Origin of the sequence: Sphingomonas sp. ABOLE (assembly GCF_003950455.1) — a bacterium.
Taxonomy (GTDB): domain Bacteria; phylum Pseudomonadota; class Alphaproteobacteria; order Sphingomonadales; family Sphingomonadaceae; genus Sphingomonas; species Sphingomonas trueperi.
Genome location: NZ_QQWY01000048.1, coordinates 1 through 13,878 on the forward strand (window position 1 = coordinate 1; position 13,878 = coordinate 13,878).

8 protein-coding genes are annotated in these 13,878 nt (G+C 68.6%); 6 read left to right on the forward strand and 2 right to left on the reverse strand.

Going from position 1 to position 13,878, the window contains the following annotated elements; all coding sequences use genetic code 11:
- Window positions 1–88 precede the first annotated feature (88 nt).
- Window positions 89–1,897, reverse strand: coding sequence for a zinc-dependent metalloprotease (locus CA234_RS21010; protein WP_241213615.1), 1,809 nt, complete (start codon window positions 1,895–1,897; stop codon window positions 89–91).
- Between the two features lie 152 nt (window positions 1,898–2,049).
- Here CA234_RS21010 and CA234_RS21015 point away from each other — a divergent pair, with 152 nt between their 5' ends.
- From CA234_RS21015 to CA234_RS21040, 6 genes are all read left to right on the forward strand, one after another.
- Window positions 2,050–2,550 carry an Lrp/AsnC family transcriptional regulator gene (locus tag CA234_RS21015; RefSeq protein WP_125977722.1) on the forward strand — a complete coding sequence of 167 codons (501 nt, stop codon included), beginning with the start codon at window positions 2,050–2,052 and terminating at the stop codon, window positions 2,548–2,550.
- A 231-nt stretch (window positions 2,551–2,781) separates the two neighbouring features.
- Complete coding sequence (locus CA234_RS21020; protein WP_241213616.1) at window positions 2,782–5,898, forward strand: TonB-dependent receptor; 3,117 nt, start codon at window positions 2,782–2,784, stop codon at window positions 5,896–5,898.
- Window positions 5,899–5,964: 66 nt separating this feature from the next.
- On the forward strand, window positions 5,965–7,596 hold the full coding sequence (locus CA234_RS21025; protein ID WP_125977720.1) for an amidohydrolase: 1,632 nt from the start codon (window positions 5,965–5,967) through the stop codon (window positions 7,594–7,596).
- A gap of 258 nt (window positions 7,597–7,854) precedes the next feature.
- A complete protein-coding gene (locus CA234_RS21030; RefSeq protein ID WP_125977718.1) occupies window positions 7,855–8,193 on the forward strand; it encodes a hypothetical protein in 339 nt (112 codons plus the stop codon).
- A 70-nt stretch (window positions 8,194–8,263) separates the two neighbouring features.
- Window positions 8,264–9,466 carry a 3-oxoadipyl-CoA thiolase gene (pcaF, locus tag CA234_RS21035; RefSeq protein ID WP_125977716.1) on the forward strand — a complete coding sequence of 401 codons (1,203 nt, stop codon included), beginning with the start codon at window positions 8,264–8,266 and terminating at the stop codon, window positions 9,464–9,466.
- Between the two features lie 398 nt (window positions 9,467–9,864).
- Window positions 9,865–13,248 carry a PAS domain-containing hybrid sensor histidine kinase/response regulator gene (locus CA234_RS21040; protein ID WP_241213617.1) on the forward strand — a complete coding sequence of 1,128 codons (3,384 nt, stop codon included), beginning with the start codon at window positions 9,865–9,867 and terminating at the stop codon, window positions 13,246–13,248.
- Here CA234_RS21040 and CA234_RS21045 read toward each other — a convergent pair.
- Window positions 13,225–13,869, reverse strand: a complete 645-nt coding sequence (locus CA234_RS21045; protein ID WP_126002677.1) for a response regulator transcription factor — start codon at window positions 13,867–13,869, stop codon at window positions 13,225–13,227. The two genes, CA234_RS21040 and CA234_RS21045, sit on opposite strands and share 24 nt — an antisense overlap.
- Window positions 13,870–13,878: the final 9 nt, after the last annotated feature.

Below are 13,878 nucleotides of genomic sequence, written 5' to 3' on the forward strand. Positions count from 1 at the left end.
GCTCGTGATCGAATACCATCCGCACCGCACGCTCGCGGACCTCAGGAGAAAACTTGTTCGTCGTCTTGCTCATACAGGCTCCACCTTCTCAGGAGTTGGAGCCTCCGGCAAACCCGGCGCGGTTCATGGCGGCGGGCACCGGCTTTGCCGGCGGATGGTTGTCCCCCGCCACCGCATAATCGGAATCGATCCCGCCGACGAGCTTGCCGACGGCATCGATGTCGTAGCGATGGAGCAGCCAGACCGGCACGAACTTGCGCCGCAGATCGGCGAGCGCCTCGTCCTTGCGCAGCACGCCCGGGCCGAAATTGGCGAGCGCCACCCGTCGCACCGCCAGCATGTGGCGCAGCGACGCCACCGGATCGGGCCCGTCGTCCCACATGCTGCCCCACGGGCTCGGCGTATCGGGGGCGCGGCCATCGACATCGGTGACGAAGCGCAGCCCGCGAGCCTGCACGTCGAGCGCCTTCTGCCGCGCCGCCGCGTCCGGATCGACGCCGGGAGCGGGCTGACCATAGAGCCAGTCGACGGTGTAATCGTCCCAGGCGCCGCCGCCCTTGGCATAGGCGTCCGAAAGGTCGATCGCGCCGCCGGTCAATTTGATGCGCGGCGGCGGATAGTCCATCACGGTGGTGCGATCCTGGGTGCTGCCGGCGAAATTGTGCATGAAGCCGAGCGCGTGGCCCACTTCATGCGCGCCGAGCTGGCGGATACGATCGAGCGAGACGCGCACCGGATCGTTGGGACCGCCGCTGCCATTCCGGGCGGTGCCGACCAGCCCCTCAAAGATCGCCATGTCCTGCCGCACGCGCAGCGCGCCGATCACGACATTGCCCTTGACGATCTCGCCCGTGCGCGGATCGACGATGCCGCCGCCATAGGACCAGCCGCGCGTCAGCCGGTTGCTCCAGTTGACCATGTTGTAGCGCACGTCCATCGGATCGGCGCCCTCGGGCAGCACCTCGGCACGGAAGGCGTCGATCAGCCCGGCCTTGTCGAACGCCGTGCGCCAATAGTTCACCCCTTCCACCAGCGCGGTGCGGATCGGCTCCGGCGCGGCGCGATCGACATAGAAGATGATCGGCTTCTTCACCCGCGACCGCGGCGCGGCGGGATCGACCTTCTCGAGGCGGAAATGGTTGGCGAGCTGCTGCACCACGTCCTGGCCGAGCGGCGTGCCATAGTCGTAATAGCGCTCCCCGCTCGTCCCCGATCGGGGGTCGAAGCGCCGCACCTGGAAGCCGGGGCCCGGCAGGCGCACGAAGCTGTGATGGACGACGAAGCCGAGCTGGCGAGGTTCGGCCGCAATGGCGGAGACTTCGCGGCCGGGCGTGTCGCTCTGATAGGTCTGGAGCGCGTCGATCTCGATATTGTCGGGAAATACCTTCACCGAGCTCGGATCAGCGGCGCTCAGCGAGTCCGCCAGGCGAAAGCCCTTGCCGCCTTCGTTCAGCGCGTCGGCCAGCCCCACCGTGTCGCGGGTGAGGAACGGCGCGATGTCGATTGTCATTGCACCGTCGGGCCCGGTCGCCACCACGTCGAGCATCGCCACCACGCTGAACGGAAAGCTGGAGCGGCCGCCCTCGGCCACCGCGGCATCGCCGGTCGCGCGGAAGCGCCAGTTCTCGAAGGTCACCGCCACCTTCTTGCCGATGCGGCGAAAGGCGAGGATCTGTTCGGGGCCGACCATGCCGCGATCGATGCGCAGATTGGCCGAGCCCAGCCCGCTGCGCATCGTCGTCGCATAAAGGAAGCGGCCGGCGACGCCATCGGCGTCCGGGCGGGGCAGCGTGAACAGGATGCGGCCCTCCGCCGGCACCGCTTTCACCGGCAGCAGCGGCGCTTCCTGCGCCTGCGCCGGCAGCGCGGCGGCACTCGCCGCCAGCCAAATCGCCATCGCCCTTCCGCTTACCCGCCCCCGCATGCCCGATCTCCCCATTGTGGTGCTGCGCCGCCGCATCCTAACCGCAGAAGCCGTTGTGCATCCCAACAAATATGCACAACTTTTCACAGCAGATTGATTGATTTGTTCAACGGAAGGGGCGCCAGATGAACAATTCCACCACCAGCGATCTCGACGGTACCGATCTCCGCATCCTCAACCACCTCGTGTACGACGGCCGCAGTTCGGATGTGGCGCTGGGCGAACGCGTCCATCTGTCGAGCACGGCAACCGCGCGGCGGCGCAAGATCCTCGAGGATCGCGGCGTGATCCGGGGCTATACCGCCGAACTCAACATGGCGGCCTTGGGCTATGGCATCGACGTGCTGGTCTCGATCGAGCTCAGCTCGCAGGCGGAGCAGGCGTTGAACGAGTTCGAATCGGCAGTGGTACGCTGTCCTTCGATGTCGTTCTGCAGCTTCGTCTCGGGCGAGACGGACTTCATCATGATGATCCATGTCCGCTCGTTCGAGGATTATGACCGCGTCTACCGGCGCGAGCTGTCGACTCTGCCGCATGTCGCGCGCATCCGCAGCAGCTTCCTGATGCGATCGGTGGAGCGGCGGATCGTGGCGCCGGTAGTGCTCGACTCCATTCGCCACCCCTGACACTAAGCTTCAATGCAAAGGGTTGCCGCGCACAAATCCGGCGCACACTACCCAGTTTCCGTTCGATTCCATCAAACAGCCCGCTCCCGGTTGCATTCTTTGCCGGGAAGCGAAGATGCGCTTTCGCTACACTGCATCGCATAACAGGGGCGACGCAACGACGGAACGCACCCGAGGCAGGACGAACCAACCACGCGGGAGAGACGCCACGTCACCACGGGGGTTCACAACATGCACGAGAGTCGCATCGGCCGCGCATCCGCGCGTCCGTCCAGCATCCAGCGCCGCGTCCGCTTCGCCGCGGTCGCGCCGGGCGCACTGATCCTTTGCCTCGCCTGGTCGGGATCGGCCTTCGCACAGATCGAGGCGCGCGGCCCCGACAAGTCGGCGCCGGCCGAAGGGCAGACCACCAACACGCCGGGCGGCAAGCCGGAGATCGCGGTCGATCCGCTCACCGGCGAACCGATCGCCGATCCGGGCGGCGACATCGTCGTCACCGGCACGCGTATCGAACGCGACGGATACAGCGCGCCCACCCCGGTCAGCGTGATCAGCAGCAAGGAGATCCAGACCGAGGCGCCGGCCAACATCGCCGATCTCGTCAACACGCTGCCCGCGGTGCGCGGCGGATCGACGGCGGCGAATTCCAACGGCTCGCTGAGCAACGGTCTGGCGGGCATCGCCTCGGTCAATCTGCGCGCGCTCGGCGCCAATCGCACGCTGGTCCTGTTCGACGGCCAGCGCTCGGTCGCCTCGGCGACCAACGGCGTGGTCGACGTCAACACCTTCCCCCAGGCGCTGATCAAGCGCGTCGAGGTCGTCACCGGCGGCGCCTCCTCGGCCTATGGCTCGGACGCGGTCTCGGGCGTGGTCAACTTCATCCTCGACAAGGAGTTCAAGGGCGTCTCGGGCGACTATGAGTACGGCATCACCACCTATGGCGACGGCCCCAACCACAAGGTGTCGCTCACCGCAGGCACGCCGTTCGCCGGGGGCAAGGGCCACCTCCTCGCCAGCGGCGAATATTTCAAGCAATATGGCATCCAGTCGATCGACCGCGACTGGAACGATGCCGGCTTCTTCCAGATCGACAACCCCGCCTATTCGGCGGCGGCCTGCAGCGACAGCAACGCCGCGACGATCTGCTATCCGGCGCGCCTGATCCAGGGGGGCATCGGCACCAGCCAGTTCACCCCTGGCGGCCTGATCAGCACCGGCCCGTTCCGCGGCACCTATTTCGGCACGATCGATCCGGCCACCGGCAAGGCAACCACCGGAACACTCGCCTTCGGCCAGGTCAACGGCCAGTGGATGGTGGGCGGCGACTATAAGCTGACTCGTCAGGGCCATCTCGGCAGCGCCACCCTGCTCCCCGCCGAGACGCGCGGCAGCGGCTTCGGGCGGGCGAGCTACGCCTTTTCCGACGCGATCGAGCTCTACGCCCAGGTCGCGTACAGCCGCTATCAGGGCCAGAGCTATTATCAGCAGACGCCCTCGACCGGCGTGACCATCCAGGTCGCGCCCACCGCCGCCAATGGCGGGCTGGTCAACGCCTATCTGCCGCAGTCCTTCCTCAACCAGGTGAGCGCCTATAACGCCTCGGTCGCGGCGGCGAGCCGGATCTCCACCATCGCGATCGGCACCAGCAATGCCGGCATCCCGCCGCAGGGCAGCGACAATAGCCGCGAAGTCTATCGCTATGTGCTCGGCGGCAGCGGCAAGTTCGTCGTCGGGCCGATCGACTGGGCGTGGAGCGGCTATTACCAGAAGGGCGTCACCAAGACGCAGGAGCTGCTGACCAACGCCTGGAACGTCACTCGCCTCGCGCTGGCGACCGACGCGGTGGTCGCCCCCGCCGGCAACAGCGCCGGCATCGCCGCGGGCACGATCGTCTGCCGCTCGACGCTGACCAGTCCGAGCAATGGCTGCGTGCCGATCAACCGGATCGGCGTCGGCGGCGTCAGCCAGGCGGCGCTCGACTATATCTTCTACGACGGCCAGCAGCCGCTGCGGTACCAGACGCTCAAGCAGGACGTGGCAGCACTCAACTTCTCGACCAACAACCTGGTCGACCTATGGGCGGGGCCGATCTCGCTCGCTTTCGGCGGGGAATGGCGGCGCGAGGCAGTGTCGGGCTATGTCGACCCGCTGTTCCAGCCGAGCCTGGTCAACGGCGTCTCCACGCCCACCTGGATCTACGGCAATTACCTGCCCAGCTTCGGCCATTATACGGTCAAGGAAGCCTATGCCGAGACGCTGGTGCCGCTGTTCAAGGGCGCCGACTTCAACGGCGCGCTGCGCGTGACCGACTATTCCACCTCGGGCAGCGTCACCACCTGGAAGGCCGGGGCCACCTGGCAGCCGATCCCGGACATCAAGCTGCGCGCCACCTATTCGCGCGACATCCGCGCACCCAATCTGGGCGAGCTGTTCGCCGCCGCCACCGGCCGCACCAACACGGTCAACGTGCCGCTGGCCAATGGCGCCCAGCGGACCGACCAGTTCCTTGAGGCGACGATCGGCAACCCCGCGCTGAATCCCGAGATCGCCAAGACGCTGGGCGTGGGCGCGGTGTTCACCCCCAGCTTCGTGCCCGGTCTAGCGGCCTCGGTCGACTTTTACCGGATCAAGCTGGGCGGCGCGATCAACACGATCACCGCGCAGACGCTGGTCACCCAATGCTATGAGCAGGCCAATGCCGCGGCCTGCGCGGCGATCACTACCACCGGCGGGCGCGGCGCGACGGGTGCGGGGCTCGCGATCACCAATATCGAGCTGAAGCCGACCAACTTCGTCTCGATCCTCTCCAAGGGCATCGACTTCGAGCTGAGCTATCGCCGCAATCTGGGTGCCGGCAAGGCGACGCTGCGCGCGCTGGTGACGCGCAACCTCAGCCTCTACACCAACAACGGCATCGACGTGCCCACCGAGGCGGCGGGGCAGAATTCGGGCAGCCTGCCCGACTGGAGCTATCGCTTCTCGGCGGGGTACGACGTGGATCGCTGGACCTTCCAGCTGGTCGGCCGCGGCGTGAGCAGCGGGGTGTACGACAACAGCTATGTCGTCTGCTCCACCGACTGCCCGGTCTCGACCGTCGCCAACCGGACGGTCAACACCAATCGCATCGCCGGCGCGATCTATTTCGACCTGCAGGCCAATCGCGAGTTCGCGGTCGGGCGGGTGAACTTCCAGGGCTTCCTGTCGATCCGCAACCTGTTCGATACCGACCCGGTGCTCGTCGGCAACGGGCCCACCGGCAACAACACCCCGGCCTATCCGCAGACCAACCGCAACCTCTACGACGTGCTCGGCCGGGTCTACCGGCTGGGCGTGCGCTTCCACTTCTGACGTCGCCGGGCGTCGCCGATCGCGCGCGCCCGGCTCCCGCTTCCTTACCCCCAGGAGAGACTGGCCATGACCCTCTTGTCCCGCACCCTCGCGACCGCGCTGATCGCGAGCACCACCCTCACCCAGATCGCGGTCGCCGCGCCCCGCCCCGCCGGTCCGCCGGCCCCGCAGGCAGCGGTCGCCGATCCCAAGCTCGCCCAGATGAAGGCCGATGCCGTCGCCAACATCGATGGCCATGCCAAGCTGGTGCAGGAGATGGTGGATTCGGTGTTCAGCTTCGCCGAGCCGGGTTTCCAGGAATATCAAACGATGGAGTATCTGACCGGCATCCTGGCCAAGAACGGCTTCACGATCACCAAGGGCGTCGCCGGCATGCCCACGGCCTGGACCGCGACCTGGGGCACCGGCGGGCCGCTGATCGCACTAGGCAGCGACGTCGACTGCCTGCTCGGCCTCTCGCAGGTGCCGGGCTCGCCGACGCTCAAGCCGCTGGTGCCGGGCGCACCCGGCCATGGCGAGGGGCATAATGCCGGCATGCCGCTGATCATCGCCGCGGCGATCGCCACCAAGGCGGTGATGGAAAAGAACCACATTTCCGGCCGGCTGATGCTGTGGCCCGGCGTCGCCGAGGAACTGCTCGGCGCCAAGGCCTTCTACGTCAAGGCCGGGCTGTTCAAGGATGTCGACGCGACGATCTTCACCCATGTCAGCAGCGATTTCGGCACGGCATACGGCAATCTCGGCAACAACGCGCTGGTATCGGTGGAATATACCTTCCACGGCAAGACCGCCCACGCCGCCGGGATGCCCTGGGAGGGGCGCAGCGCGCTCGACGGCGTCGAGATCATGGACACGGCGTGGAACTTCCGCCGCGAGCATCTCCCCGTCACCCAGCGTTCGCACTATGTGATCACCAATGGCGGCGGGCAGCCGAACATCGTGCCGGACCTCGCCTCGGTCTGGTATTATTTCCGCGAGCAGAATTTCGACAGCGTCCGCAATCTGTACAATCTCGGCAACGAGATTTCGGAGGCCGCGGCCAAGGCCACCGGCACCACCGTCGAACGCCATCTGCTCGGCTATGCCGCGCCCAATTTCGCCAACAAGCCGATGGCCGAGGCGGCCTATGCCAACATCAAGGCGATCGGCATGCCGGCCTGGACCGCCGACGACCAGGCCTTCGCCAAGGCCGTGCAGCAGGCGAACGGGCGCACGCTGAAGCCGCTGCCGACCGAGATCGGCCCGCTCTCCACGCCGGAGACCCGCGAGCGCTCGCTGGGCGGCGGGTCGGACGATATCGGCGACATCATGTGGACGGTGCCGACGATCACCATCCGCTTCCCGTCGAACATTCCCAGCATGATCGGCCATAACGTTCTCTCAGCGATCGCGATGGCGACGCCGATCGCGCACAAGGGCGCGGTTGCCGGCGCCAAGGCGGTATCGCTGACCGTGCTCGACCTGATGACCGATCCCAAGCTGCTCGCCGACGCCAAGGCCTATTTTCGCGACGTGCAGCTCAAGGACCAGAAATATGACCCGGTGGTCGCCCCTACCGATCAGCCCGCCATCCACCTCAACCAGGAACTGATGGAGCGCCTGCGGCCCAAGATGAAGCCGTTCTACTATGATCCCAAGAAGTACCCGACCTATCTCGACCAGCTCGGCATCAAATATCCGAACCTCAAGACCGAATGAGCCTCGCCGGGTTCGCGTGCCGCGCCCGGTGCCGGCACGCGCTCGGGCGGGGCTTGCAAGCTGCGCTCTTGCTCTCGGCCCACGCTGCTACCCGTCGCGCTGGAAGACGATCCGGCGGCCGCGCTGGGCCTCGAGGTCGGCGACAGCATCACCGTGTCGGTGCTCGGCGTCGACCTGCGGGCGGCGCGGTGCTCGACCAGAGCGCGGCGCTGCGCGGCCTGTAGCGGCGGGTCGCCAAAGCGGGTAGGACCGTTGCCCATGAACCGCAGACAGTCGAAGAAAGACCCCTATGGCGAGCTGCTTCGTGTGGAGGAACCGCCCGAAGCAGCTTTGCAGTGCTGGCTGTGCGGACGGCCTATGGGCAAGACGACCGTCTGGCACCATCCGGTGCCGAAGAGCCGCGGCGGGCGCGATGTCGTGCCGATGCATGCGATCTGCCAGCAGACGCTGATCGCCAACTTCACCAACGCCGAACTGCAGCGCCACGGCAACGATGTCGAGGCGCTGCTGGCGAATCCCAACGTCCGGAAGTTCGTCGACTGGGTGGCGAACAAGGACCCCGATTTCACCGCGACCACCGCGAAGAAGCAGCGCTGACCGCGCGATCGCGATCGACGAGCCGCATGCCGTATACCCCGTCCGCCACGCCCTCCAGCCAGGACCCGTAATGCGCCACGCCTTTGTCTGCGACGCCATCCGCACCCCGATCGGCAAGCTCAACGGCGCGCTGTCGACGATCCGCGCCGACGATCTCGCCGCCATCCCGCTCCGCGCGCTCGCCGAACGCAACGGCCGGGTCGATTGGGAAGCGGTCGACGACGTGCTGCTCGGCTGCGCCAACCAGGCGGGCGAGGACAATCGCAACGTCGCGCGCATGGCGGTGCTGCTCTCCGGCCTGCCCGAGGCGGTGCCCGGGGTGACCGTCAACCGGCTCTGCGGATCGGGGCTCAACGCAGTCGGCATCGCGGCCCAGGCGATCCGCGCCGGCGATGCCCAGCTGGTGATTGCCGGCGGCGTCGAGAGCATGACCCGTGCGCCCTATGTGCTCGGCAAGGCCGCGAGCTCCTTCGATCGCGCCCAGAAGATCGAGGACACCACGCTCGGCTGGCGCTTCGTCAACCCGCTGCTGCGTGCCGGCTACGGCGTCGACACGATGCCGCAGACCGGCGAGAACGTCGCCGACCACTGGCAGGTGAAGCGCGAAGACCAGGACGCCTTCGCGCTCGCCAGCCAGGCAAAGACCGCGGCGGCGATCGCCAGCGGTCGCCTCGCGGTGGAGATCGTGCCGGTCGCGGTGCCCCAGCCCAAGGGCGAGCCGATCCTCTTCGCGCAGGACGAGCATCCGCGGGCCACCAGCCTGGAGGCGCTCGCCCGGCTGAAGCCGGTCGTCCGGCCGGACGGCACGGTCACTGCCGGCAATGCCTCGGGTCTCAACGACGGCGCGGCGGCGATGCTGCTCGCCAGCGAGGCGGCGGCGCACGCGCACGGGCTCAGCCCTCGCGCCCGGGTGCTGGGCATGGCAGCGACGGGGATCGCGCCGCGCATCATGGGTGTCGGCCCCATCGAGGCGGCGCGCAAGCTGTGCCGCCTGACGGGCGTCCCGCTCGACCAGCTCGACGTGATCGAGCTCAACGAGGCCTTTGCCAGCCAGGCGATCGCCACGTTGCGCACGCTCGGCATTCGCCCGGACGACCCCCGCGTCAACCGCAACGGCGGCGCGATCGCGCTCGGCCATCCGCTCGGCATGTCCGGCGCACGGATCGTGATGACCGCCGTCGAGGAACTGCACCGCACCGGCGGCCGCTACGCCATGGCGTTCATGTGCGTCGGCGTGGGCCAGGGGATCGCATTGATGCTCGAAAGGGTTTGAGGAAAGACGAAGCCGAAGTCCTTTGCCGAGAAACGCAGCAGAGGCCTGAAGCCCATCCATTCCCGGAATGTTGCCGACGTCCGTCGGAGACCAACCGCTTTGAGATGGGAGCCTTCGACGATGCTTTCACGATAGTGATTTTTCCATGACCCAAGCGCCTGTTTGGAAATGCGCCCAGGCGCATTTCGCGGCACCGGCCCGCACATAGGCGCGCCAGTGTTGCCGTCCTCACAAGCATGCCCTCGGCGCCGAGCAGCCGAGCTCGTGCGGGAATGGCACCCACCGGCGCAGCGCATTCGATCGTCAGCGGGCTCGACGCGACATTCGGAACATGCAAGCTTGCACGCTCAATCCGGAACGGCCGCGCCCGAGACGCGCGGGAGGAGGAGAGGCACAGCATGATCGGCGCGGAGGCTGCCGCCCTGCTGGCGTTGGGGCTGGTGCTCGCGCTGTTCTGCGTGGCAGCGATCGCCGAGCGGCGCGCAGCCGTCGCCGCCGGATCGCCGCTCCGAACCGCCGCCTATACGCTGGCGCTCGGCGTCTATTGCTCCAGCTGGACCTTCTACGGGGCGGTGGGCAGCCTGGTTCGCGACGGCTGGAACTACCTCCCGATCTATGCCGCCCCCGTCCTGGCGCTGCTGTTCGCACCCGGCTTGTTCCGGCGGCTGGGCGAGGCCGTGTCCGCCGAGCGGGCGACCACCGTGTCCGATTTCGTTGCCGCGCGCTTCGGCAGCGACATCGTGGTCGCCCGGCTGGTGACGGTGATCGCGCTGCTCGGCTCGGTGCCCTATGTCGCCCTGCAGCTGCGCTCGATCGGCATCGCGCTGCGGATCGGATCGGGCGTCGCCCTCGAACAGCCGGTGATGATTGCGGCGGCGATGCTGCTGGCACTGTTCGCCATCCTCTATGGCGCCCGCCGCTTCGAGCTGGCCGGGCGCAGCGAGGGGCTGCTCTACGCGATCGGGCTCGACTCGCTGGTGAAGCTGCTCGCGCTGCTGGCGGTGACGCTGCTCGCGATAGGCGTGATCCTCCGCCAGGGCGAGCAGCGCGCACTCGCCGGGGTGGCGCGCTTTGCCGCGCTGTTCCGCGCCGAGCATCTTTCGGTCGACACGCTGGTGATCGGGCTGATCGCCGCGCTGGCGATCATCGGGCTGCCGCGACAATTCTATATGGGGCTGGTCGAGGCGCGCGCTCCGGGAGACCTGGTCCGCGCGCGCTTCGGTTTCGCCGCCTATATCGCGCTGATGGCGGTGCTGGTGCTGCCGATCGCGCTGGCGGGGCTGACGGTGCTGCCGCCGGCGACCACGCCCGACGTCTATGTGCTGGCGCTACCCGCCGCGATGGGATCGCCGCTGGTGCTCAGCATCGCGTTGATCGGCGGGATCAGCGCGGCTGCCTCGATGGCGGTGGTGGAGGCCAATGCGCTCGCCACTATGGTCTCGAACGACCTGATCTTCCCCAGCATGATCCGGCGCGGACTGCCCGACGGTGCGGGGCGGATCGGGCGGCGGATGCTGGCGGTGCGGCGCGCGTCAATCGCGGCAGTGATGCTCGCCGCGCTCGGCTGGGGACTGGCGATCTCGGCGCGCAACTCGCTCGCCTCGATCGGGCTCATCGCGTTTGCGGCGACCGCGCAATATACCCCGCACCTGATCCTCGCCGCGCTCCGCCGCGACAATGATCCGCTCGCCGCGCGCGCCAGCCTGGCGACCGGCATGCTGCTGTGGCTCTACACGCTGGCCTTGCCGCCGGTGCTGCCGCAGCCGATGCTCGACGCGCTGGCCGGCACTTTGCTCGATCCGCTGGCGCTGCTCGGCGTGCAGGGGCTCTCGCCGCTGGTGCACGGCGTGCTGTGGAGCCTGGGGGGCAACCTGCTCGCCTTCGCGATGCTTGCCGCCCGAAGGATGGGGCCGCCTGCCCTGCCCCGCTTCCTCCGCGACCAGCGCCGCATCACCAGCATCGGCGAGTTGCGCCGGCTGACCGCCAGCTTCGTCGGAAAGGAGCGTGCGCTCGCCGAATTCGCCGAGGAGAGCGAGCAGCGCATCGACGGCAAGGCGGCGCGGCGCGCACAGGCGCTGATCGCCCGGGTGATCGGTGCCTCGTCCGCCCGTGCACTGATCGCCTCGGCGCTCTCCGGGGGCACGATGCGGCTCGACCAGGTCACCCGCCTGCTCGACGAGGGCGGCCAGTCGCTGCGCTTCTCGCGCGCGCTGCTCGCCGCCACCTTCGAGAACATGGATGCCGGGGTCAGCGTGGTCGATGCCGATCTCCACCTCGTCGCCTGGAACAGCCGCTATCTTGAGCTGTTCGACTATCCCGAGGGGATGGTGCGCGTGGGCACGCCCGTCGCCGACCTCATCCGCCACAATGCCCGGCGCGGCGATTTCGGGCCGGGCGGGGCCGATTTCCATGTCGAGAAGCGGCTCGAACATCTCCGCCGCGGGCTGGAGCACAGCTTCGAGCGGACCCGCGCCGACGGGCGGGTGATCAAGACGGTGGGCGGGCCGATGCCCGGCGGCGGCTATGTGATGAGCTTCACCGATGTCACCAGCGAGGCCCGTGCCCGCGCCGCACTGCGCGAGACGCTGGAGGCGCTGGAGGATCGCGTCGAGGCCCGCACCCACGAACTTTCCGAGGCCAATCGCCGGCTCGCCGAGGCGGATCGCGACAAGACCCGCTTCCTCGCCGCCGCGAGCCATGACCTGCTCCAGCCGCTTCACGCCGCCCGGCTGTTCGCGGCCGCGCTGGAGCGCGACATCGCGCCGACGATGCGGCCGATCCTCGCCCGCCTCGACGGCGCGATCCGCGGTGCCGAGGAGCTGCTGCGCGCGCTGCTCGACATCAGCAAGCTCGATGCCGGCGGGGTGCAGCCGACCCTGGAGACGATCGCCCTCGCCCCCTTGCTCACCGAGCTTGCCGAGGAACTGCGGCCGATGGCCGAGGCCAAGGGACTGAAGCTGCGGATCGGCCCGCTGCCCGGCGCGATCCACAGCGATCCCGGGCTGGTGCGCTCGGTGATCCAGAACCTGCTGGTCAATGCGGTACGCTATACCGCCAAGGGCGGCGTGCTGATCGGGGTGCGGCGACGGGGTGGGGTTTGGCGGATCGACGTGGTCGATAGCGGCGTCGGCATTCCGGAGGCGCAGATCGGCACGATCTTCGGCGAGTTCACGCGGCTGGGCGCGGTCGACGTCGAGGGCCAGGGCCTGGGGCTGGCGCTGGTCGCGCGCATCGCCCGGCTGCTCGGCGGCACGGTCGAGGTCCGCTCGGTGCCGGGCCAGGGCAGCCGGTTCAGCCTGTGCCTGCCCGCCCATGCCGCGCCGGTGTCGGTGGCCGTAGCCGCGCCGGTGCCGGTGGCCGCAGCCGCGCCGGTGCCGGTGGCCGCAGCCGCGCCGCCGCCGGCATCCTCGGGCCGGTCGCTGCGGCTGCTGGTGGTCGACGACGATCCCGGCATCGTCGAGGCAAGCGTGACGCTGCTGCGCCAACTGGGGCACATGCCCGTCGCCGCACAGGACAGCGCCACGGCACTGGCGGCGCACGGCCCCTTCGATGCGGTGATCGCCGATCTGCGGCGGGGTGAGGACAGCCTCGACGGGCTGGCGCTGATCGCCGCGCTGCGGAAGTCGCGCCCGGGGCTGCCGGCGGCGCTGGTCACCGCCGAAAGCGGCGCGGCGCTGGCCGCGCAAGCCGCCGCCAATATCAGCCTCTACGCCAAGCCGATCGATCCGGAGGCACTGCGGCGCTTCCTCGATGGGGTGTCAGTGGCGCAGGTCCAGCCCTAGCGAGCGGGCGACCAGCGCCGCCTGGGTGCGGTTGCGCACGTCGAGCTTGCGCATGATCACCGTCATGTGCGCCTTCACCGTCGCCTCGCTGATGCCCAGCCCGTGGGCGATCTGCTTGTTGAGCTGGCCGTCGAGCACCGCGAGCAGCACCTTCAGCTCGGTGGGGGTCAGCTTTGCCACCGTTTCCCGGACCGGCGTCAGCTCAGCATCGTCCGGGGCGCGCTCGACGGGCGGCGCCCGCCGGTGCAGCGCCTTGGCGATCGCCGCCTCGATCGCGGCGAGATCGCTGTCCTTGCGCAGGAAGCCGACCGCGCCGAACGCCCGCGCCTCCTCGGCCGCGGCCGCACCTTCGGCGCTGGAGACGACCAGGATCGGCACGCGGGGGCACTCGGCATGGAGCAGCGCGATCCCCGAATAGCCCAGCGCGCCGGGCATCTTCAGATCGAGCAGGATCAGGTCCAGCCCGTCGCCCGCCGAGCGAACCTCCTCCACCATGCGCGCGGCGGAAGCGAGCGTGCCGGCCTCGACCACCCGCGCCTCCGGCCGCACCCGGGCAACCGCCAGGCCCAGCGCCTGGCGAAACAGCGGGTGATCGTCGGCGATCAGGATGGCGCTGCCCAACTTCCCCTC

Excerpts from the sequence above, each read along its gene's own strand:
- CA234_RS21040 (WP_241213617.1), top strand. The coding sequence starts at position 9,865 with ATGATCGGCGCGGAGGCTGCCGCCCTGCTGGCGTTGGGGCTGGTGCTC.
- CA234_RS21020 (WP_241213616.1), top strand. The coding sequence starts at position 2,782 with ATGCACGAGAGTCGCATCGGCCGCGCATCCGCGCGTCCGTCCAGCATC.
- CA234_RS21030 (WP_125977718.1), top strand. The coding sequence starts at position 7,855 with ATGAACCGCAGACAGTCGAAGAAAGACCCCTATGGCGAGCTGCTTCGT.
- pcaF (WP_125977716.1), top strand. The coding sequence starts at position 8,264 with ATGCGCCACGCCTTTGTCTGCGACGCCATCCGCACCCCGATCGGCAAG.
- CA234_RS21015 (WP_125977722.1), top strand. The coding sequence starts at position 2,050 with ATGAACAATTCCACCACCAGCGATCTCGACGGTACCGATCTCCGCATC.
- CA234_RS21025 (WP_125977720.1), top strand. The coding sequence starts at position 5,965 with ATGACCCTCTTGTCCCGCACCCTCGCGACCGCGCTGATCGCGAGCACC.
- CA234_RS21010 (WP_241213615.1), bottom strand. The coding sequence starts at position 1,897 with ATGGCGATTTGGCTGGCGGCGAGTGCCGCCGCGCTGCCGGCGCAGGCG.